The organism is Parabacteroides sp. KHUB-03 (genome assembly GCF_056640975.1).
Genome location: NZ_CM153257.1, coordinates 739,004 through 759,457, shown reverse-complemented (window position 1 = coordinate 759,457; position 20,454 = coordinate 739,004). Strand labels below are relative to the sequence as shown.

General features: G+C 39.3%; 18 protein-coding genes and 2 pseudogenes. 13 read left to right on the top strand and 7 right to left on the bottom strand.

Annotated elements, in window-relative coordinates:
- The first annotated feature begins 222 nt into the window (after positions 1-222).
- The 3 genes from ACYIB7_RS03200 (at position 223) to ACYIB7_RS03190 (ending at position 2,054) form a co-directional block, all read left to right on the top strand.
- Entirely contained in the window at positions 223-840 is a 618-nt protein-coding gene (locus ACYIB7_RS03200; RefSeq protein WP_480338067.1) for a type IV toxin-antitoxin system AbiEi family antitoxin domain-containing protein, read from the top strand.
- A complete protein-coding gene (locus ACYIB7_RS03195) occupies positions 837-1,625 on the top strand; it encodes a nucleotidyl transferase AbiEii/AbiGii toxin family protein (protein WP_480338066.1) in 789 nt (262 codons plus the stop codon). Before ACYIB7_RS03200 ends, ACYIB7_RS03195 begins: the two co-directional genes overlap by 4 nt.
- A 93-nt stretch (positions 1,626-1,718) precedes the next feature.
- Positions 1,719-2,054: a hypothetical protein gene (locus ACYIB7_RS03190; RefSeq protein WP_480338065.1), complete on the top strand. Its 336-nt coding sequence runs from the start codon at positions 1,719-1,721 to the stop codon at positions 2,052-2,054.
- A gap of 519 nt (positions 2,055-2,573) precedes the next feature.
- Here the strand turns inward: ACYIB7_RS03190 and ACYIB7_RS03185 are convergent.
- From ACYIB7_RS03185 to ACYIB7_RS03165, 5 genes and pseudogenes are all read right to left on the bottom strand, one after another.
- A complete protein-coding gene (locus ACYIB7_RS03185; RefSeq protein ID WP_480338064.1) occupies positions 2,574-3,098 on the bottom strand; it encodes a biotin/lipoyl-containing protein in 525 nt (174 codons plus the stop codon).
- Between the two features lie 18 nt (positions 3,099-3,116).
- Complete coding sequence (locus ACYIB7_RS03180) at positions 3,117-4,310, bottom strand: acetyl-CoA carboxylase biotin carboxylase subunit (RefSeq protein ID WP_480338063.1); 1,194 nt, start codon at positions 4,308-4,310, stop codon at positions 3,117-3,119.
- A gap of 12 nt (positions 4,311-4,322) precedes the next feature.
- A pseudogene (locus ACYIB7_RS03175) lies at positions 4,323-5,132 on the bottom strand (acyl-CoA carboxylase subunit beta); the annotation flags it as partial.
- 187 nt (positions 5,133-5,319) lie between these two features.
- Positions 5,320-6,153: a phospholipase A gene (locus ACYIB7_RS03170; RefSeq protein WP_099463443.1), complete on the bottom strand. Its 834-nt coding sequence runs from the start codon at positions 6,151-6,153 to the stop codon at positions 5,320-5,322.
- 129 nt (positions 6,154-6,282) lie between these two features.
- Complete coding sequence (locus ACYIB7_RS03165; RefSeq protein WP_146059486.1) at positions 6,283-6,438, bottom strand: ATP-binding protein; 156 nt, start codon at positions 6,436-6,438, stop codon at positions 6,283-6,285.
- Positions 6,439-6,499: 61 nt separating this feature from the next.
- Between ACYIB7_RS03165 and ACYIB7_RS03160 the strand changes: the two genes are divergently transcribed.
- Positions 6,500-8,293, top strand: a complete 1,794-nt coding sequence (locus ACYIB7_RS03160; RefSeq protein ID WP_480338062.1) for a MutS-related protein — start codon at positions 6,500-6,502, stop codon at positions 8,291-8,293.
- Between the two features lie 37 nt (positions 8,294-8,330).
- On the opposite strand, the gene ACYIB7_RS03155 is transcribed toward ACYIB7_RS03160, so the two are convergent.
- The gene (locus tag ACYIB7_RS03155; protein ID WP_480338061.1) at positions 8,331-9,125 is read right to left on the bottom strand and encodes a M48 family metallopeptidase; all 795 of its coding nucleotides are present in this window, start codon (positions 9,123-9,125) and stop codon (positions 8,331-8,333) included.
- A gap of 239 nt (positions 9,126-9,364) precedes the next feature.
- Here ACYIB7_RS03155 and ACYIB7_RS03150 point away from each other — a divergent pair, with 239 nt between their 5' ends.
- From ACYIB7_RS03150 to ACYIB7_RS03120, 7 genes and pseudogenes are all read left to right on the top strand, one after another.
- On the top strand, positions 9,365-9,808 hold the full coding sequence (locus ACYIB7_RS03150) for an arginine repressor (protein ID WP_480338060.1): 444 nt from the start codon (positions 9,365-9,367) through the stop codon (positions 9,806-9,808).
- Positions 9,809-9,865: 57 nt separating this feature from the next.
- Positions 9,866-10,441: a GNAT family N-acetyltransferase gene (locus ACYIB7_RS03145; protein ID WP_099463448.1), complete on the top strand. Its 576-nt coding sequence runs from the start codon at positions 9,866-9,868 to the stop codon at positions 10,439-10,441.
- Positions 10,442-10,455: 14 nt separating this feature from the next.
- Positions 10,456-11,655: an argininosuccinate synthase gene (locus ACYIB7_RS03140; RefSeq protein WP_480338059.1), complete on the top strand. Its 1,200-nt coding sequence runs from the start codon at positions 10,456-10,458 to the stop codon at positions 11,653-11,655.
- 3 nt (positions 11,656-11,658) lie between these two features.
- Positions 11,659-12,627, top strand: coding sequence for an N-acetyl-gamma-glutamyl-phosphate reductase (gene argC / locus ACYIB7_RS03135; RefSeq protein ID WP_480338058.1), 969 nt, complete (start codon positions 11,659-11,661; stop codon positions 12,625-12,627).
- A 15-nt stretch (positions 12,628-12,642) separates the two neighbouring features.
- Positions 12,643-13,770 carry an aspartate aminotransferase family protein gene (locus tag ACYIB7_RS03130; protein WP_480338057.1) on the top strand — a complete coding sequence of 376 codons (1,128 nt, stop codon included), beginning with the start codon at positions 12,643-12,645 and terminating at the stop codon, positions 13,768-13,770.
- Between the two features lie 67 nt (positions 13,771-13,837).
- Positions 13,838-14,041: pseudogene (locus ACYIB7_RS03125) on the top strand (mechanosensitive ion channel family protein); the annotation flags it as partial.
- A gap of 129 nt (positions 14,042-14,170) precedes the next feature.
- Entirely contained in the window at positions 14,171-14,770 is a 600-nt protein-coding gene (locus ACYIB7_RS03120; RefSeq protein ID WP_480338056.1) for a copper resistance protein NlpE, read from the top strand.
- Positions 14,771-14,860: 90 nt separating this feature from the next.
- Here ACYIB7_RS03120 and ACYIB7_RS03115 read toward each other — a convergent pair whose 3' ends face one another.
- A complete protein-coding gene (locus ACYIB7_RS03115) occupies positions 14,861-16,048 on the bottom strand; it encodes a C1 family peptidase (RefSeq protein WP_480338055.1) in 1,188 nt (395 codons plus the stop codon).
- A gap of 108 nt (positions 16,049-16,156) precedes the next feature.
- Here ACYIB7_RS03115 and proC point away from each other — a divergent pair, with 108 nt between their 5' ends.
- Entirely contained in the window at positions 16,157-16,960 is an 804-nt protein-coding gene (gene proC, locus ACYIB7_RS03110) for a pyrroline-5-carboxylate reductase (protein WP_480338054.1), read from the top strand.
- A gap of 330 nt (positions 16,961-17,290) precedes the next feature.
- Positions 17,291-20,449 (top strand): SusC/RagA family TonB-linked outer membrane protein, encoded by a 3,159-nt coding sequence (locus ACYIB7_RS03105; protein ID WP_480338053.1) that lies wholly within the window; start codon positions 17,291-17,293, stop codon positions 20,447-20,449.
- Positions 20,450-20,454 lie beyond the last annotated feature (5 nt).

Here is a 20,454-nt window from a genome sequence, read left to right as displayed (position 1 = left end):
TTGCAGCACACTGTGTATTAGATAGCTGCTTCTGTGTTATGGTAGTTACAGAGCGAAAGTTTTATGCTGATTCTGAAATAAAGTCTTTTCTGTTTTATCGACAAAACAAAAACAGCCCATTTTCGTCTTGTCGACAGAGCAAGATGCCCCAACCTCTCTTAATATTTTGTTTTGTTTCTAAAATGCACTATATTTGCAGCATAATAGAAACAAAATAAAGAAATGACCTTTCTGGAATTTAAGAATCAGCTATTCGATTTGGCATGCTTCAATATCTATCAGGTATATGCATGGCAACCAGATTTTGAGCGCAATAACCTTACCCGTTGGATGAAGAAAGGATATCTTATCCGCTTACGGCAGGGATATTTTGCCTTTTCGGAGTATAAGAGCAAGCCGGATTATTCCCTTTATTTTGCCAACCGAATTTACCGCCCATCTTATGTCAGCTTGCACACGGCATTGTCGTTCTACGGAATGATACCGGAAGCGGTGGTACAGATTACCAATGTAACATCGCTAAAAACAGCCTCATTCGCCAATGACTTCGGCGAATACTCTTATAAGAATGTCAAGGAGAACCTAATGTTCGGGTACGAGTTAAAGCCAATGGCAGACAACCGCACCATACAGTTTGCCACACCTGAAAAGGCATTACTTGATTTGCTGTATCTTTATCCGTTCTATGATAGCGAACAGGAATTGGAGGAACTTCGTTTGGATGAAGATTACCTGCACGATGATTTAAACAAGGATTTACTGATGGATTATTGCGCCAAGTTTCAAAGCAAGGCGCTTGACCATCGAGTGAAGTTACTTTTTAAGACTTATAATTTATGATACAGATTGAACAGATAAGAAATTATTTTCCGGCTCAAATCCGTGGAAATTCGGGCTTCGATAAGCACATACTGAAAGAGTATTTGCAGTTGATGATTCTGGATTACCTTTCTTCTACACCAAGCATCCAAAAGATGGCTTTTATCGGCGGGACAAACCTGCGTTTGGTGAAAGGGATAGACAGGTTCTCCGAGGACTTAGATTTTGACTGCAAAGACCTGTCGAAAGACGAATTTATTGAAATGACAAACGGAGTAATCCAGTTTTTGGAACGCTCAGGATTAAGGGTAGAAGCAAGGGACAAAAATAATCCGAAACTAACTGCATTCAGGCGCAATATCCATTTTCCCGAACTGTTGTTTGATTTGGGATTGAGTGGACACAAGGAAGAACGTTTTTTGATTAAGGTTGAAAGCCAAGACCAAGGAATTGTTTATCCTCCGGTTATCACGAACATCAAGGGTTGCGGATTCTTTTTCCCGTTTCCAGTTCCTTCCGATGGTGTATTGTGCAGCATGAAAATTGCCGCCATGTTAGCCCGTGCCAAAGGACGTGATTTTTACGACTTGATGTTTTTACTGTCACAGGCAAAACCTGATTACGATTTCCTTTCAAAGCGTTGTGGAGTGGATAATTTGCAAGAGTTCAAGCAGGCAACAGCCGAACTCTTGAGAACAGTTGATTTGAAGAAGAAGCAAAAGGATTTTGAACACTTGCTTTTCAATAAAGCAAATAGTGAGAAGATTTTGAGGTTTGGGGAATTTGTAGATTCACTTACAGAATAGTTCGATGCGAAATGTGCGTTTCGGAACTGATGGTTTCGGAACAATGGAAAGGCAAATTAAACAGCCGACATATAACAAATAAAGGAATTTCATATGGATGATAAACTAAAAGAAGATATAAGCAAGATAGTTGATGAGGCGGTGTCGTCTCGGCTATCAAATCAGCAAGCGACATTGACGTTCAATCTGGAAAATATTGATGCCGAAGACAGGTTGAAAAAGATGCTGAATGTGGACAAGTATGATATGGCTCTGTGGGATTTCAGCCAGTTCTTGAGAAAAGTTATCAAGTATGGGGAAGGAGAAAAAGTACGCTTCAAATCATACGATGAGTACAAGGAGATAGTTCCCGATTACGATACGATGGAATACGTTCGGACAATGTTTTATGAATGCCTTGAGAACAATAGGATAAATCTGGATGATTAGCATTCCATTTCTAAAATGCGTTATTTTTGACGCATATGATAGAAATAGGAGATCGAAATTAAACAGCCGTAAATTTTACCGCCGTAAAAATTACTTTTCTATTTCTTAAATGCATTATTTTTGCTGCATAATAGAAATAAAAAAGATTGATTGGCCCAATTTTTCGGGCAACCAATAGATTGATTTCATATTCTTTCTTACCTTTGCACCAACAATCGTGTTAAATCACGAGCAGAACGATGAGAAATAATCGTGTGCTAAATCGTGTGGATTTTCCGATGAAAGAAAAGATAAGTCGGTGATTGTCAATGGTGATACGTGAAGCGTTCACTTTCTGGTGGCACCACTTTTAAAAGACTTCAAATTTGGCTAATCTCTGAAAATTAAATACTTCAGGGATTTTCTTTTTCCCATAATCCGCATATTTTTGGCAAAATTACGCACTTCCGTAGTGCTAAATCGTGGACAATTTTAGTCTTGAAAAAATCTCCGGAAATTTAACATCCGGGGATTTACCGATTATTCTACTACAAGCATTTTATCATTTACCAAAACCTTGTTCGATTCAGTAACATATACATCTCTTACTATTCCATCTATCGGGCTTCGGATCTCGTTCTCCATCTTCATGGCAACAAGTACACACAAAGGAGTGCCGATTTTTACCTCATCTCCGGTCTTTACATAAACTTTCTGAATAACTCCCGGCATCTGGGCTGTTATAACCTGACGGCCAACCACAGACGAACGGGTACGCGACAAACGGAGTTTCTTTAACTCGTCAATTACTTCTACCTGAAAGTTATCTCCTTTATTCTTAACTTCATACACCGAATCGCGGATATTGGATATCTGGACTCCGTGGGATTTATGGTTCATAATGATAGAATGGATAGAGTCGCCACCCACATTATAATCGACATCGTAAACCGTTCCGTTTACAGACACTTTCTTTACAGGACCATCCTCCAGAATCTCGACTTTAAATTCGGTATCCGGCAGATCGTTTACGGTTGCAAAATAGGTTGCTAACGCTTTTGTCATATCTTTTTCCTCCCTGTATTAATAATTATTGGCCGTCATTTGTAACTTACCATAATATTTCCATAATGATTCACCAACCAACGGGACTGTTGTTGCCCTGGCGGCAGCCTCTTTTTCCTGCTCATAATGCTTCAAAGCGGCTGCAATTACAGCAACGGTAGGATCACTATTCTGGCGGCGTTTCAAATCTTCCTTATCAAACTTGGTATCGATAAAAGTGGTATCATAATTTCCTTTCAAGAATGTCTCATTATGCAACACACGAATATGGAAAGGTATCGTCGTCTTAATTCCCAATATCTTATACTCGCGTAAGGCACGTATCATATTGGAAATAGCGGATTCACGGTTACGTCCCCATGAACAAACCTTAGCTATCATCGGGTCATAGTGCAACGACACTTCAAAACCGGCATAAGCTGCGCTATCCAAACGGACATTACGTCCTTCAGGAGCTTCACGGACTTTGATAACACCAGGAGAAGGCATAAAATTATTTTCCGGATCTTCAGCATATATACGGCATTCGAGAGCTGCCCCGCGAAATTCGATGTCTTCCTGTTTATACGGAAGACGGTTACCCGAGGCTACCAGTATCATATCACGAACCAAATCTACGCCAGTGCATTCTTCCGTAACCAGATGTTCGACCTGTAAACGCGTATTCATTTCCAGAAAATAGAAATTCTGGTCTTTATCCATCATAAATTCGAGTGTCCCGGCACTATAATAACCTATTTTCTTACAGGCTTCCACAGCCACGGAAAACATCTTCTTTCTGGCCTCATCTTTTACAAATGGAGAAGGAGATTCTGTTCCGGGAACAACCGGAACGCCGGCATCTTTCATTATTTTACGAGCTTCCGTTTTAATTCCCATCTTGGCAATAACATCGGAACTTGGCCCGATAAAAACGACACCTTCTTCTTCACAACGACGGGCAAAATCGGCATTCTCAGATAAGAAGCCATATCCCGGATGTATAGCCGAGCCGGTTTTCTTGGCAATTTCAAGAATCAAATCGGGCTTTAGGTAAGAAGTATCAGACTCATCTTCCGAAATACAATAGGCTTCCTCGGCATAGCGTACATGCAAAGCCCCACGATCTACATGCGTATATATTGCAACTGTAGGTATATTCATTACGCGGCAAGTACGGAATATCCGCATAGCAATCTCACCGCGATTGGCAACTAGTACTTTCTTTATCATAACAGTTCGCATTTAAAGAGGAATATTTGAATGTTTTTTAGGAGGATTGGATTGCCTCTTGTTTGCCAGCAATTCAAAGCTCTGTATCAGACGGCAACGGGTAACCGACGGTTCTATTATTTCGTCAATATAGCCTAGTTCGGCTGCTCTGTACGGATTGGCAAATTTATTACGATAATCGTCCTGAAGTTCTTTCCGTTTCTTTTCCGGATCTTCAGCTTTATTCAGCTCTTTGCGAAATAAAATATTAACAGCACCATCCGGTCCCATTACAGCGATTTCGGCCGTTAGATAAGCCAAGTTTATATCACCGCGGATATGTTTAGAACTCATCACATCGTAAGCGCCTCCGTACGCCTTACGGGTAATTACAGTAACTTTCGGAACTGTAGCTTCACAATAAGCATACAACAGTTTTGCCCCATGACGAATAATGCCTTCATATTCCTGATTAACTCCCGGCAAGAACCCCGGAACATCCACTAAAGTAAGCAACGGAATATTAAATGCATCACAAAAGCGCACAAAACGGGCAGCTTTTACCGATGCATTTATGTCCAAAGTTCCGGCTAATGCTGCGGGCTGGTTAGCAACAACGCCAATCGTTTTTCCATTCAGTCGAATGTAACCGATGACAATATTTTTTGCATATTCTTCCTGCACTTCAAAGAAATTATTGTCGTCTGCCACAGAGAGAATCAATTCCTTTATATCATATGGTTGGTTCGGATTGGTGGGTACTAATAAATCCAATTGCGGATCGGTGCGGTTCGGACTGTCTGAAGTCGGCACAAAAGGAGGTTCTTCCATATTGTTGTTTGGCTATGCGATCTTCTCCGCCTCCTAACTCTGCCTGGTGGTTTAGAGACTTTAATTGTTCAATTCTTTCTTTCATGGTGCTCCGATATTTTTATCCTATAAATTTACAGGGCTTTATTATCAAAACATCCAAGAGTTGAATATAGTTCATCTATTATCCAATAGAAAGAATCTATTAAAGTGTTTTCTGCTAATAGATACTAAAATCCTGTGGCTTAATTACAATGCCAATACGCAACATGCTTTTGAACTTATTATAATCGAGTAAGCCTTCGCCATAGCCATTATAGTACTGAAGGAATAGATATTGGTTTTCGTTGTTATTAAATTTGTAACTCAGCTCCAACTGGGTATTAAAACTGAGCCAAGTCTTGCGTTTCGTCAAAATCAGACCACAGTTGAACCGTTTATTATTGGTACGGTAATTTACTGCCATTTGGAATATACCTTTATATTTCAACAAGTCTTTATTATACTTGCCATCGACAATAGGAATCCATGTACTAAACTGAGTTTCCCAATTATTATTAAGGACTACAGCTGCAGCAAATGTTATCCTGTTCCAACTTCGCGAAGCCGTGCTGTCTTTCCCATTAGATTCATGTTCCAGCATCAGATAACCTTTTCCTATATATTTATTATGATGTATAATAAGATGCCCCAATCCTATTCCGGGGTTAAAATTAAGGTCGCGCATGGGAAGAGAACTCTGGAAAACATTCCAAAAGGCTTTTTGTGTATATTGCAGGAAAAGATAAGTGTCAAAAGGTAATTTACTTTTAGTAAGACGCTGGGCAATACTCAACTGGAATTTCACATCCGAATTGGTTGCCGTAGGTTTATGCCCGATCGTAGTTCCGCCAATAAAATAGTTATCTTTAAACAAAGTAAAATAAGACATCTTATCCAATACAGCACGTACACTATCGGCATTATAACTTTCTTCTGGGTCATGTATCAGAACCTGGGAAAAAGCACCACCACAGAAGAAAAAAAGCAAGCATGTTAAAACGGTCTTTTTCATAAACAAACTTCAAGCATTTCTAATTTATCCGCAAATATAGGAGAAATGCCACCAGAATTTTTGGCTTAAATAACATGAGTTGTAGTCATTTCACCTACGATGTATTTATATAAACCAAAATTAAATAACTTAGTTCATCTTATTCGGCTTTTCATCATAAGGTAATTGAATAGAAAAACGGCTATGCAAATCCAAATATCCGCCCAGTTTTTCGGCAATAAGCGAGCAAATAGAAAGCCCTAAGCCCGTCCCCAGGTCTTCATCATTTTGTTTATATATCTCCATAAACAATTAAATCAAAAAGTTTCGGTGCTGTTATATTCTTTTATTTGTGTAAGTTTGCTCCATGAAAAATGTATATAGTTTTTACAAAGAAAATATAGAAGCCTATACACGGCGCTCGAACAGCTTAAAAAAGAAAATCCATCTAATGGGAAGCATCCGTTTGGCACTGGTTGTAGCGCTTATTTGTTGTATATGGTTACTCAGGAACGAAAGCCCGTTGTTGCTAACTATTGTTACAATTGCATTTATTATTCCTTTCGCTTTATTAATGTGGTATCACAATAAATTATATGCCAGGAAAGAGTATTCCGAAGCACTAATCAAATTAAATACAGACGAACTGAATGGACTGGATTATGATTTCAGTGCTTTCGACGGTGCACCTGAGAAAAGTTCGTCCGAACACGATTTCAGCCTTGATCTGGATTTATTCGGCAACCGTTCCATATTTCAATCCGTCAACCGTACTGTAACAATATTCGGACGCGAACTTTTGGCAAGCTGGTTTATGAGTCCGTTGACACAAAAAGAAGCAATATTAAAGCGTCAGGAAGCCGTAAAAGAACTCTCCACCCTATCCGGTTTACGACAGCATTTTTATGTAACCGGTATCAAACAAACAGGAAGCAAAAATGACCTGCAAATGCTCTCTACGCTGGTTAATGGCAAACTTATGTTTGCCAACAGTCCGTTATGGAAAGCTCTTGTATGGATTGTTCCCGGCTTATGGTTGCTTATCACTACCGCCTGCCTGTTGAATATCATCAGTTACTCCGTACTAAGTATATACTTGTTAATAAGTTTATTTATAGCTTATTTCCACAGCAGGCAAATTAACGATCTGTATAATTCCGTTGATAAAATGAATAAGATATTCTCCATTTATTCAAAGTTGATGGAAAGCATTGAAGGAGATCAGTTTCAATCAAGCGAGTTAATATCAATCAGTAAAGAACTATCCCACACTGATGGGACGGCATCGCATACGATAAAGAAACTGTCCCAATATATCGGAGGATTGGATCAACGGTTCAGTGCTGCCGGAATCATACTTAACATTCTATATCTACGTGATACGCGCTTTGCTATTTCTCTGGAAAAATGGAAGACGGAACATGCAGACCATATCAAACACTGGATCGATGCCCTTGCCCATTTTGACGCACTCAGTTCATTAGGAGGTTTTGCTTTTAATCATCCTGATTATATCTACCCTGATATTGCAAACAATTACTTCGAGATGGAAGGCAAAACTCTCGGGCATCCTTTGTTAAACCGGGATGTTTGTATCAAAAACGATATCAACATCGAAAAAAGCCCATGGTTCCTGATTATTACCGGAGCAAATATGGCCGGTAAAAGCACCTACCTGAGAACAGTCGGTGTCAACTATGTATTGGCCTGCATAGGAACTCCCGTATATGCAGAGTCGCTCACAGTTTACCCGGCAAAGATGGTTACCAGCTTGCGTACTTCCGATTCTTTAGTAAGCAACGAATCTTACTTCTTTGCCGAATTGAAAAGGCTGAAAATGATAATAGACCGCTTGCAACAAGGTGAAAAGCTATTCATTATTCTGGATGAAATATTAAAAGGGACAAACTCCATTGACAAACAAAAAGGTTCCATCGCTTTGATGAAACAATTAGTATCATACAAGACTTGCGGAATTATTGCAACCCACGATTTAGTACTTGGAAACCTCGAAAAGGAATTTCCGGAACAAATAAAAAATTATCGCTTCGAAGCTGATATAAAAAATGACGAATTATCCTTTTCTTACAAGCTGCGCGAAGGAATTGCCGAAAATATGAATGCCTGTTTCCTAATGAAGAGAATGGGAATTACCATTTAAAAATAATCCATCCGGATGAAATCCAAACAGGCTTCAGTTATTTTTTCCCATATTTTGCCTTTATTCCCGGCAATTCTTTCTGAATATCGGCTATTCGATGCGAATCACTCGGGTGAGTACTCATAAATTCGGGCGTTGCTCCTCCTTTGCCTGCCGACATTTTCTGCCAGAAATTAACAGCCACATCCGGATTATATCCGGCCATAGTCATAAACACTAATCCCATATAATCGGCCTCCGATTCATGTTTACGCGAAAAAGGAAGCATCACTCCATATTGAGATCCTACTCCATACACAGTATTAGCCATTTGCTGTACAGCCGTACTTTTATTACTAACAGCGGCACCCAGAATAGCAGCACCGTATTGAGTCATCAATTGCTGGCTCATCCGCTCATTACTATGTTTGGCAACTGCATGAGCCACTTCGTGTCCCAGAACAACAGCCAATTCATCATCTGATGAAACTAATGGCAATAATCCCTCATATACCACAATTTTTCCACCCGGCATACAAAAGGCATTGACCTGAGGGTCTTTTACCAGGTTAAACTCCCATTTAAAATTCTTAATCTCATTTTCCATGCCATTAGCTTTTAAATAGGCTTCCGTTGCAGCCGCGATCTTCTTACCAACACGCGTCACCATATCATTCTGCGACTTGTTTGCAGATTTCTTTGCCGTTTTAATATAATCATTGTATTGTGTCAGACTAGATGACAACACTTCTTGATCCGAAACCAATAAAACCTGTTTACGACCTGTCAGGGGCACACTGGAACAGCCCGCAAGAATCAACAGGGCACACAATAAACTTGCAACCTTTTTCATAACTTTTATCTTTTTGTTGTTTCTTCCAAATACAAAGATAATGTATCTTTGATAATAGTATAACAAAGAATCCGGGAGTTTGGATGTATTTTAAATCTCCCCGATCTTTTTCCAATTTCATCCCGATGATTTTGTGAAATCATCGGGATGAATAAATTATATCAAAAATAAGCACCAAAAATGTATATTTATTCAATTATTCGATTTATATTTGCAACCTGTTTGCATAAATATACAATATGAGTACTAAAAAAGAACGATTGGACGCTATTTGCCGCATCATACAAACGGAAGCTATAAGTAATCAGGAAGAATTGCTCAGATCATTGACATCAAGCGGATTTTCCACTACTCAAGCAACCCTTTCACGCGACATCAAGCAACTGAAAGTAGCTAAAGCACACGACGGGAATGGAAATTATGTATATCGTTTACCGGAACAAGCAGCACTTATGCAATCGGATCAAGATTTGGATCACAGTCATCCTAATATAGAATTTTCGGGTAATCTGGCCGTTGTAAAAACACGTCCGGGTTATGCAATGGGTATCGCTTCGGACATTGATGCCCATGCCCCACAAGAAATATTGGCAACAATTGCCGGTGACGATACAATCTTGATCATTCCTCGCGAAGGCATTAGCCGGAACAGGATCATAAAAGCTTTATCGAATTTTATATAAAGTAACAACGGAATAATATCCGCACACAAACAAGTAGACTAAGAACAAACAAATACAATGGAACAAGGAGTAGAAATTGATGTTATGGTAGCCGATGCTTCACACGAAGTATATGTTGATATCGTTTTAGAGACAATAGAAGCTGCTGCTAAAGTACGCGGAACCGGTATTGCCAAACGTACACACGAATATGTTGCTCAAAAAATGAAGGAAGGAAAAGCAATCATTGCTCTTGCAGGTGATGAATTTGCAGGTTTCACCTACATCGAATCGTGGGGAAATAAGCAATATGTGGCAACATCCGGCCTTATCGTTGTTGAAAAATTCCGTGGCCTGGGATTGGCAAAGCGTATTAAAGACGCGTCATTTGCCCTGGCCCGCTTACGATGGCCGAAGGCTAAGATATTCAGTCTGACTTCGGGCGCCGCCGTTATGAAAATGAATACAGCTTTGGGATATGTTCCTGTAACATTCGACGAACTGACAGACGACGATGCTTTCTGGCATGGATGCGAGGGTTGCATTAACCACCATATACTGATGGAAAAACAACGTAAATTCTGTATTTGCACGGCCATGCTTTACGACCCGGAAAAACATAAAGACAATTCAGAACACAAGAGTAATAAATAAAACAATATAATAAAATGAAGAAAAAAGTAGTAGTTGCATTTAGCGGCGGTCTTGATACCTCTTTCACAGTGATGTATCTGGCAAAGGAAAAAGGATATGAAGTATATGCAGCATGTGCCAACACTGGCGGTTTCAGTGCAGAACAATTAAAGCAAAATGAAGAAAATGCCTACAAACTGGGCGCAACCAAATATGTTACAATTGACGTAACAAAAGAATATTACGAAAAGAGCCTTAAATATATGGTATTCGGAAACGTTCTCCGTAACGGTACTTATCCTATTTCAGTAAGTTCAGAACGTATTTTCCAGGCATTAGCCATTGCCCGCTATGCTAATGAAATTGGTGCCGATGCCATTGCCCACGGTTCAACAGGTGCAGGAAACGACCAGATCCGTTTTGATATGACTTTCCTTGTTCTGGCTCCGAATGTAGAAATCATCACGCTGACGCGTGATATGGCACTGACGCGCGACTACGAAATCAACTACCTGAAAGAACACGGCTTTGTGGCAGATTTCACCAAGTTGAAATATTCATATAATGTAGGTTTATGGGGTACATCTATCTGCGGAGGCGAAATACTTGACTCAGCCCAGGGTTTGCCCGAAAGCGCTTATTTAAAACAGGTGACTAAAACCGGCAGCGAACAACTTCGTATCGAATTCAAGAATGGTGAAGTTTATGCCATAAACGGAGAAGTGTTTGAAGATAAAATCAAAGCTATTCAAAAAATAGAAGAAATCGGCTCTGCTTATGGTATAGGCCGTGATATGCATGTGGGTGACACAATTATCGGAATCAAAGGCCGCGTAGGTTTTGAAGCCGCCGCCCCGATGCTGATTATCGGCGCACACCGCTTCCTTGAAAAATATACTTTGAGTAAATGGCAGCAATACTGGAAAGACCAAGTTGCCAACTGGTACGGCATGTTTTTGCACGAAAGCCAGTACTTGGAACCGGTTATGCGCGACATAGAAGCCATGTTGCTGGAATCACAACGTAATGTAAACGGAACGGTTATTCTCGAACTTCGTCCGTTGTCATTCTCTACTGTAGGTGTGGAATCCCAAGACGACCTGGTAAAAACCAAATTCGGCGAATATGGCGAAATGCAAAAAGGCTGGACGGCCGAAGATGCAAAGGGCTTCATCAAGGTTACTTCCACTCCACTCCGCGTTTATTATACAAACCATAAAGACGAAGAGATTTAAGACATGATTAAAATTGGAATTATAGGAGGTGCAGGTTATACGGCAGGAGAATTAATCCGCCTGCTGCTTAATCATCCGGATGCAGAAATTGTATTTGTAAACAGCACCAGTAACGCTGGCAACCTTATTACCGATGTACACGGCGGTCTTTATGGTGAAACCGATATGCGCTTTACCGACCAGCTTCCGTTGAACAGTATCGATTTGCTTTTCTTCTGTACTGCTCACGGCGACACAAAAAAGTTCTTGGAAAATAATACGGTTCCGGAAAACGTGAAGATTATCGACCTTAGTATGGATTACCGTATCAAAAGCGATGAACACGATTTTGTTTACGGTTTGCCGGAACTGAACCGCCGCCGTATCTGCAGTTCAAAACATATTGCAAACCCAGGATGTTTTGCTACCTGCATTCAGTTGGGTGTTTTGCCTTTGGCGAAACATCTGATGTTGAATTCCGAACTTCACGTAAATGCAATAACCGGTTCTACCGGGGCAGGTGTAAAACCTTCGTCAACATCACATTTCAGCTGGCGCAATGATAATATATCAATATATAAACCATTTACACATCAGCATCTGGCAGAAATAGGACAAAGCCTGCAACAATTACAGAACAGTTTCAGCAGTGCTATCAACTTCATTCCGGTAAGAGGTAATTTCTCCCGTGGAATCTTTACCACGACTTATCTGGATTGCAAGATTGAACTAAACGAAATCAAGCGTATATACGAAGAGTACTACGATGATCATTCGTTCACTTTCCTGACAGAAAAGAACCCGGATCTGAAACAAGTGGTCAATACTAATAAATGTCTTATTCATCTGGAAAAGCATGGCGATAAACTCCTCATCATTTCAATGATAGACAATCTGCTGAAAGGTGCCAGCGGACAAGCAGTGCACAACATGAACTTACTGTTCGGCCTGGAAGAAACCGTAGGGTTGCATTTGAAGCCATCAGCATTTTAACAAACATCATCCATTATGAATTTATTCGACGTATATCCATTATTCAATATAGAGATCGTAAAGGGAAAAGGTTGCCACGTATGGGATGCCCAAGGTACCGAATACCTCGATCTTTATGGCGGGCATGCTGTTATTTCCGTTGGACACAGCCATCCCGCTTATGTAAAAGCAATCACAGAGCAAGTAAATAAGTTAGGCTTTTATTCCAATTCAGTAATCAATAGCCTGCAACAAAAACTGGCGGACAAATTAGGAAAAGCTTGCGGATATGATGATTATTCGCTTTTCCTGATCAACTCTGGAGCAGAAGCAAACGAAAATGCCCTAAAACTGGCTTCTTTCCATAATGGAAAGAAACGTGTCTTGGCTTTTAAGCATGCTTTCCACGGTCGTACATCGGCCGCAGTACGTGTTACCGACAACCCGAAAATCATCGCCCCGGTAAATGAAGACCTTGCTGTAACCTATCTGCCCATCAACGACATTGCCGCTGTAGAAGCTGAGTTAAAAAAAGGCGGAGTTTCATCCGTCATCATCGAGGGCATTCAGGGCGTAGGCGGAATACAGCTACCTACAGATAAGTTCATGCAGGATTTACGTGCCCTGTGTTCCCAATACGAAGCCTGTCTTATTCTAGACGAAATACAATCCGGCTATGGACGTAGCGGAAAGTTCTTCGCACACCAATATGCAGGTATCAAACCGGATCTAATCACCGTAGCAAAAGGTATAGGTAATGGTTTTCCGATGAGTGGATTGCTTATCAGTCCGATGTTTAAGCCTGTTTACGGCATGTTGGGAACAACATTCGGCGGAAACCATCTGGCTTGTGCTGCAGCCATTGCAGTACTCGACATTATGGAGACTGAAAATCTGATAAGCAACGCTTCCAAGGTAGGCGCATATCTATTAGATGAATTACATAAACTACCAGGAATCAAAGAAGTACGCGGACGTGGTTTGATGATCGGTATCGAATTTGAAAAGTCGATCAAAGAAGTGCGCAGCAAGCTGCTGTTTGATGAGAAAGTATTCACAGGTGTAGCCGGGACAAATACAATCCGTTTACTTCCTCCTCTTTGCCTCAGCATGGCTGAAGCACAAGAATTTATGAAACGTTTCAAGAAAGTTCTCAACGCTTAATTAGTTCTTTATTTAATATAAAGCCGCTGTCAGGATATTTCCTGACAACGGCTTTTATGATACAATTTATTGCACCAAATACATAATAAAAGGACTTCAATATATCGCAAACGAAATTGAATCGGAAAAATTAAAAATCACAGGTTTTTATCCGGACTGGGGCCAACCCACATTAAATATAATCCGGTTTCTTCCTTACGCATTTATGAGTGCCATGACCTATCCTTATCTGCCAGGTTCAGACTCAGGAGTATTTCAAGGTATCTCTGTTGATGCAGTAAAGCCTACAGCAAAATAATAAACGAACGAATTTAGAAATAGTTAAAATTGTTCCTCTGTAAAACAAAATACAGGGGAACTTTTGTTATATCCCCAAACGTCACTTTAAAACACAATGTAAATGAAAAAGTATTTTATCGCTGTAGCAGCCCTGGGACTTTTGGCTGCATGTAGCGGGAATAAATCCCAACAAAATGTTCCCGTTGAAGTAGAAGAAGAAAGCGTAACAGTAGCCGAAGCTGTCCCAATGGAAGTTGCTGTACCTATTATTCCTTCGATGAAAGAAAAGACAGCCAAGCCTGTCAATATGCGCGATTCATTAAAAGCTGAGCCGAAAAAAGGTGCCGTAATCCAAAAGAAGTATAAAGGCAAAGTAACAAATAAAAAAGCTGCTGCTTCGAATGCTAAAAATGCTCCCGAAGTTGATTACGATCTGACTATGTATTATCAACAAGATGACACCGACAATGGCGTTTATGAAATGGATGCAGTTTATCTCACCGAAGACAACGGACAAAGTAAAACGTATAGTTCTACCGGAAAAAGACAGGTAAAGAAAGGAACTCCTGCTGATGCAAATGCAACAGTATATGCTCTTATTCCGAGCGATGGTAGTCAGATTATTTATTTCCTGGTAAGTGGAAATACACTTATTATGTTAGATGAACAATTACAACCGGTATCCGGTGATATAAGTTATGTATTAACAGAAGTACAATAATAAAGCAGCACATCTTTGTATATATAGAAAAGAGGCTATTCCCTGTAATTACAAAGAAAGCCTCTTTTCATTATTATAATCCAATGTATATTATTTAATTCCCAACTTAGTTCTGATAGCTTTTGGCAAAGCATCTTTGTGAACAACAATATTCATTGTTTTGTATTTCACAAAAGGTTCGGAAACATACCAAGTTCCTTTGTACTTATTATCCGTGCCCCAAGAGTTCTTCACCATATAAAACTTCTTACCATTTTGATCTTTTGCAATACCGTATATCTGCATACCATGATCATCGGTTGTTTGATAATTATCATAAGCAGCCTGGCGCATTTCCTGAGTAATAGTTAGTTCATCACAAGGCTTCTCCAACATTTTTTTGATTTCTTCATCTTTCTCTTTTTTAGTCAGCCCTAGCCAACGATCTTGGTCAGAGCCACTGCGTTCCAATGATTCAATATCAGGAATAACACCAATACCATTACGAGTATAACCTTTCTCGCTAACATCAGACCCCCAAGCAATAGTATAGCCCGTATTAATAGCGTTATCAAAAACTTCCATCAATTCGTCGATCGGTAAATTATATGAATCAGCCCAACGCCAGTTATCTTCTACCTCAATCGGGAAAGTCGTATAAAAAGGATGATGAGTAAAAGATGTCAACGATACATAATCCTCCATATTAAGCCCTAATTCTTTGGCAAAACTTATAGGTGTATATTCTTTGCCTTTATAAGTAAATGTTTTAGGAAGTTCTCCCAGATAAGCATCAATAATACCGTCGAATCCTTTCTGCCATGCCGTAGACAGTTTTCCATTCGGATTTTTAATCAAAGCATTCAGATATGCAGTTGCCACTTGTTCCATTTCACTGTGAGCATGCATATCCTCGCCATACTGCAAACCTGTCATAACTTCTTCCGGAACAATACCATAATTCTTCCAGGCATATAAAACATCTTCAAAAGAACCGCCCTGGGCAAAATTCAGCTTACCATGTAAACGCACAAATTTATCAGCTTTATCTTTATAAGAATGATTCACAACATACATTTCCGAAAGATCATATTCTCCTTTTCCCATACGGAGTAATTCTGATTCAAGAAATCCTAGTGTTGAAAAACACCAGCATGTTCCTGTACGATTTTGATTTTTAACCGGAGTAATTTTCAATTCTTTAACGGGAGTAAAAACGTATTCTCCCTTTGCATCCTGTGCACTCACTGTAGTAAGCGAACATGCCAGCAATAAACCAGCGGCGATAAGTTTCTTCATTTTTCTGTTATTGATTTTTTTATTAGCAATTAATCTTGTTTGCAAATGTAATAGATTTATTTTATATACTTTTGTGTCGAAGATGATTATTAATTAAATAAGCAACAAATGAAAATAGCAATTATAGGTTCGGGAAATATAGGAGGTGCTATCGGGCGAGGCTTGGCTCAAAGTTCTATATTCAAAGCATCTGACATTATTTGTACAGCCCAATCAGAAGACACATTAAATAAAATGAGGGACATTAATCCTGATTTTATTCTTACCCATAACAATATTGAAGCTGTAAATAATGCCGATATCATCATAATTGCTGTTAAACCGTGGCGTGTAGCTACAGTTATCAACGAAATCAAACCCGTACTTAATTATGAAAAACAAATTATCGTATCTGTAGCAGCAGGTATCACCTTTGAAGAATTAAACAATTTTCTCATCAAGGATATTGATTGCGATAATGCTGTCGCTCCTGCAATTTTTCGAATTATGCCTAATACGGCAATCGAAGTTCTCAGCAGTATGACTTTCATAGCAGCCTATAATGCATCCCAGGAACAAACAAATTCAATTCTTAATATATTCAATGAATTAGGAAATACTTTATTAATAGATGAACGATTAATGGCTGCGGGCACAGCTTTAGCTTCCAGCGGTATAGCATTTGCACTCCGTTACATCCGAGCCGCAATAGAAGGCGGTGTGGAATTAGGTTTTTATCCAAAACAGGCACAAGAAATTGTTGTACACACTGTTAAAGGAGCCGTAGATCTATTAATCGAAAACAAAAGTAATCCTGAAGCCGAAATAGATAAAGTAACCACACCAGGGGGAATTACGATTAAAGGCTTAAATGAAATGGAATTATCCGGATTTACATCAGCAGTAATAAGAGGCTTAAAAGCTAGTAAATAAAACAAAAAAACAGAAAGAAAAATAAGATTGATTAACACTCGACACGACCTGTTGAAATAACAAACAATTCTATTTTTCTTTCTTCTGAAACCACATTAAGTAACAGGCAAATAAAAAAAACTCACCTTTCTAAAATGTTAAAAGCGCGCGTCACCTTAAATTTTAACATTTAAAATGCAAATTTTGTTTTCAAAACATATTATATTCGCGGCGTCATTTATTAAAATATTTAACAAATAAATTGTTTTGAACAAAAACGACCATCAATAAAAAGAAAATCACAGCATACAAGCAAGTATGCAAATTATCCACTTATAAAAATAACCTTGTATGAGTAAAAATGTCAAACAAAGGAAAAAGCTCGTTCAAACAGCATTGATCTGCGGGCTCTTATCCGGCATTGGAACAATTAATGCGAATGCAGTTATTCCTTCTGAAGGAGTAACAGTCTCACAACAAAAAGAAATTGTTGTAAAGGGTACAGTAAAGGACAGAAATGGAGAAACCATTCCAGGAGCAAACGTTGTAGTGAAAGGAACAAACATCGGTACTACAACAGACTTCGATGGGAATTTTTCTATGCAAGCTCCGGCAAATGCTATTCTTGAAGTGTCTTTTATCGGTTACAAAACTACTGATGTAGCAGTTAATGATCAAAACAACATTGATGTTGTTTTGTCTTCAACTGTTGAAGAACTTGACGAAGTTGTTGTAACTGCTCTTGGTATCAAACGCGAAAAAAAATCACTGGGTTATGCTATGCAGGAAATCAAAACTGAAAGCATGGCCGAAATTCGTTCGGAAAGTGTAGCAAACATGCTACAAGGTAAAATTGCTGGTGTACAGATATCCCAATCGGGTACTGGCATGGGTGGTTCAACCCGTATTATTCTTCGCGGTACTACATCTTTAAGCGGAAACAACCAACCATTGTGGGTTGTTGACGGTATGCCAATTAATGATGGACAAGCCGAGGCAGCCAACCAATGGGGAGGAGTAGACCGCGAGGGTGCTGCTTCACAGATTAACCCCGATGACATCGAGTCAATTTCCGTATTAAAAGGTGCAAATGCTGCCGCTCTTTACGGTTCACGTGCACAAAACGGTGCCATCATCGTAACAACGAAGAAAGGTAAATCCGGCAAACTGCAAATTGAATACAATGGTAATATCAATTTCAGCCAAGCCTATGACACTTACGACTATCAAAACACTTACAGCCAAGGTTCCAATGGTCGATTTGCAGTTGGCGCAAAAGGCAGTTGGGGAGAACTAATGAACGGACAAACCGTAAACAGCTGGCGTGGTGTGAACAGTAACAGTTATTATAATGATAATCGTTACGATGCAACTTATGCATTAACTCCTCAGGATAACTACATCAATGATTTCTATCGCACAGGTGTTAATTATACAAACACATTAACAGCTTCTGGAGGTTCTGACAATGCAACAGCCCGTTTCTCCTTCTCTGATCAAAGAAACGAAGGCATTACACCTAACCACTCACTAAACAAACAATATTTCGATCTACATTCTGAATTGAAAAGCAAATATATTGACTTAAACGTGAAAGTAAACTATATGCGTCAGAAAGGTGAAGGTCGCCCGGCACAAGGTGAATATGGTATCATGAAAACATTTGTAACCATGCCACGGGGTATTCGTTTGTCTGATTTGGAAGATCCTATCGGATTAAATGGTAACACAGTAAACTGGTCTGGAACAAGTGCTGAATACAGTAATCCATATAAAATGGTCTATGGTGCCAATTTAAATAATGATCAAACAAATCGTATTATCGGTAGTGTTCAAGCTGTAGGTAAAATTACTGACTGGTTAAAATTGACAGGTCGCGTAGGTATCGACTGGTATAACAGCAAGCGCTCAAGTCAGAATGTATTTGCTCAAAATATAACAGACACAAATTACCTTTTAACCCTTGCCAACACAGAAGAGTTTAATGCCGATTTAATGTTAAACTTCAACAAACGATTTGGGGATTTTGATATTACAGCAAATGTTGGAGCAGCAATGACAGCTAACAAGTATCAAGCAATGACTGGTAACTCAGGATATTTCAATGTACCAGGATTTCCAACCCTTGGTAATGGTAATAACCAAACCGTATCAGAAGACTTTTCTAAAAAGCGTATCAATTCTGTTTTAGGTAATGCATCTTTTGGATGGAAGAGCATGGTTTATTTAGATGTTACAGCCCGTAACGATTGGTCTTCCACATTACCATCAAACAACCGCTCCTACTTCTATCCGTCAGTAAGCTTATCCGGAATCATTTCAGAAATGGTAGCAATGCCGGAACAGATCAATTATTTAAAGCTCCGTACTTCTTATGCACAAGTAGGTAACGATACAGATCCATACAAATTACGTTCTATATTTTACTTCGAAACATTCGGAGGTGGAAACGTGAACACGACTCCAGGTGATCCAGGCAATGGTAATTTATCAATATTGCCATTGACAACATTAAAACCGGAAGATACTCGCTCTTTTGAAATCGGTTTAGATTATCGTATGTTTAATAATCGTCTCGGTTTAGACGTTACTTATTATAATGCAAACACATTGAACCAAATATTAAATGTTACAACTCCAGGATCATCAGGTTATGAAAGACAATTAATCAACGCAGGTAAAATGCGTTCTTATGGAGCTGAAGTTTCATTGACCGGAACCCCTATTGAAACTAAAGACTGGACTTGGGATGTTACATTGAATTGGGGACTAAACAGAACTGAGTGCGTAGAATTAGATGAGCAACTGAAAAGATTCATAATAGGAGAAACTCGCATTGGTAGAGTTGTTGTAGATGAAGGCGGTAGATATGGCGACATTATTGCTTTAAAATATTACGAACGTGATGACAACGGTAATATTTTAATTGGAGACAACGGTATGCCTATCATCACTTCTGGAGACAAAAAAATAGGCAACATGACTCCAGACTGGACAGGTTCTTTTTCCACAACTCTTCGTTGGAAAAATCTATCATTAAGTGCATTGTTGGATGCAAGAGTCGGCGGAGAATTCATATCAATGACCGATGCGTACGCTACATCTCACGGTACAGCTGAAAAAACGTTAGAAGGACGTGAGAATGGTATAGTTGTCCCTGGTATTAATCAAACGACAGGAGGTGTTAACAGCAATTCAGTTAACCCTGAAGACTATTGGCAAACTGTCGGGGGGGGTACAGGCGTTGCAGAAGAATATCTGTATGATGCTTCTTATATTAAATTCAGAGAGTTATCATTAGGTTATACTGTTCCCCAAACATGGTTGAAAAATTTACCAATTTCAAATGTTAAATTATCATTTGTAGGTCGTGACTTGTTCTATATCTTTAAGAATGCACCGGTTAATCCAGAATCTGCATTGGGACGTCAGGATTATGCACAGGCATTTGAATATATGACATTACCTTCAACCCGTTCATTTGGTTTCACACTTAATGTTAAATTCTAATTCAC

What these genes read in the sequence shown, in the direction of transcription:
- ACYIB7_RS03200 (WP_480338067.1), top strand. Translation starts at nt 223, where the DNA reads ATGACCTTTCTGGAATTTAAGAATCAGCTATTCGATTTGGCATGCTTC.
- ACYIB7_RS03195 (WP_480338066.1), top strand. Translation starts at nt 837, where the DNA reads ATGATACAGATTGAACAGATAAGAAATTATTTTCCGGCTCAAATCCGT.
- ACYIB7_RS03190 (WP_480338065.1), top strand. Translation starts at nt 1,719, where the DNA reads ATGGATGATAAACTAAAAGAAGATATAAGCAAGATAGTTGATGAGGCG.
- ACYIB7_RS03185 (WP_480338064.1), bottom strand. Translation starts at nt 3,098, where the DNA reads ATGACAAAAGCGTTAGCAACCTATTTTGCAACCGTAAACGATCTGCCG.
- ACYIB7_RS03180 (WP_480338063.1), bottom strand. Translation starts at nt 4,310, where the DNA reads ATGATAAAGAAAGTACTAGTTGCCAATCGCGGTGAGATTGCTATGCGG.
- ACYIB7_RS03170 (WP_099463443.1), bottom strand. Translation starts at nt 6,153, where the DNA reads ATGAAAAAGACCGTTTTAACATGCTTGCTTTTTTTCTTCTGTGGTGGT.
- ACYIB7_RS03165 (WP_146059486.1), bottom strand. Translation starts at nt 6,438, where the DNA reads ATGGAGATATATAAACAAAATGATGAAGACCTGGGGACGGGCTTAGGG.
- ACYIB7_RS03160 (WP_480338062.1), top strand. Translation starts at nt 6,500, where the DNA reads ATGAAAAATGTATATAGTTTTTACAAAGAAAATATAGAAGCCTATACA.
- ACYIB7_RS03155 (WP_480338061.1), bottom strand. Translation starts at nt 9,125, where the DNA reads ATGAAAAAGGTTGCAAGTTTATTGTGTGCCCTGTTGATTCTTGCGGGC.
- ACYIB7_RS03150 (WP_480338060.1), top strand. Translation starts at nt 9,365, where the DNA reads ATGAGTACTAAAAAAGAACGATTGGACGCTATTTGCCGCATCATACAA.
- ACYIB7_RS03145 (WP_099463448.1), top strand. Translation starts at nt 9,866, where the DNA reads ATGGAACAAGGAGTAGAAATTGATGTTATGGTAGCCGATGCTTCACAC.
- ACYIB7_RS03140 (WP_480338059.1), top strand. Translation starts at nt 10,456, where the DNA reads ATGAAGAAAAAAGTAGTAGTTGCATTTAGCGGCGGTCTTGATACCTCT.
- argC (WP_480338058.1), top strand. Translation starts at nt 11,659, where the DNA reads ATGATTAAAATTGGAATTATAGGAGGTGCAGGTTATACGGCAGGAGAA.
- ACYIB7_RS03130 (WP_480338057.1), top strand. Translation starts at nt 12,643, where the DNA reads ATGAATTTATTCGACGTATATCCATTATTCAATATAGAGATCGTAAAG.
- ACYIB7_RS03120 (WP_480338056.1), top strand. Translation starts at nt 14,171, where the DNA reads ATGAAAAAGTATTTTATCGCTGTAGCAGCCCTGGGACTTTTGGCTGCA.
- ACYIB7_RS03115 (WP_480338055.1), bottom strand. Translation starts at nt 16,048, where the DNA reads ATGAAGAAACTTATCGCCGCTGGTTTATTGCTGGCATGTTCGCTTACT.
- proC (WP_480338054.1), top strand. Translation starts at nt 16,157, where the DNA reads ATGAAAATAGCAATTATAGGTTCGGGAAATATAGGAGGTGCTATCGGG.
- ACYIB7_RS03105 (WP_480338053.1), top strand. Translation starts at nt 17,291, where the DNA reads ATGAGTAAAAATGTCAAACAAAGGAAAAAGCTCGTTCAAACAGCATTG.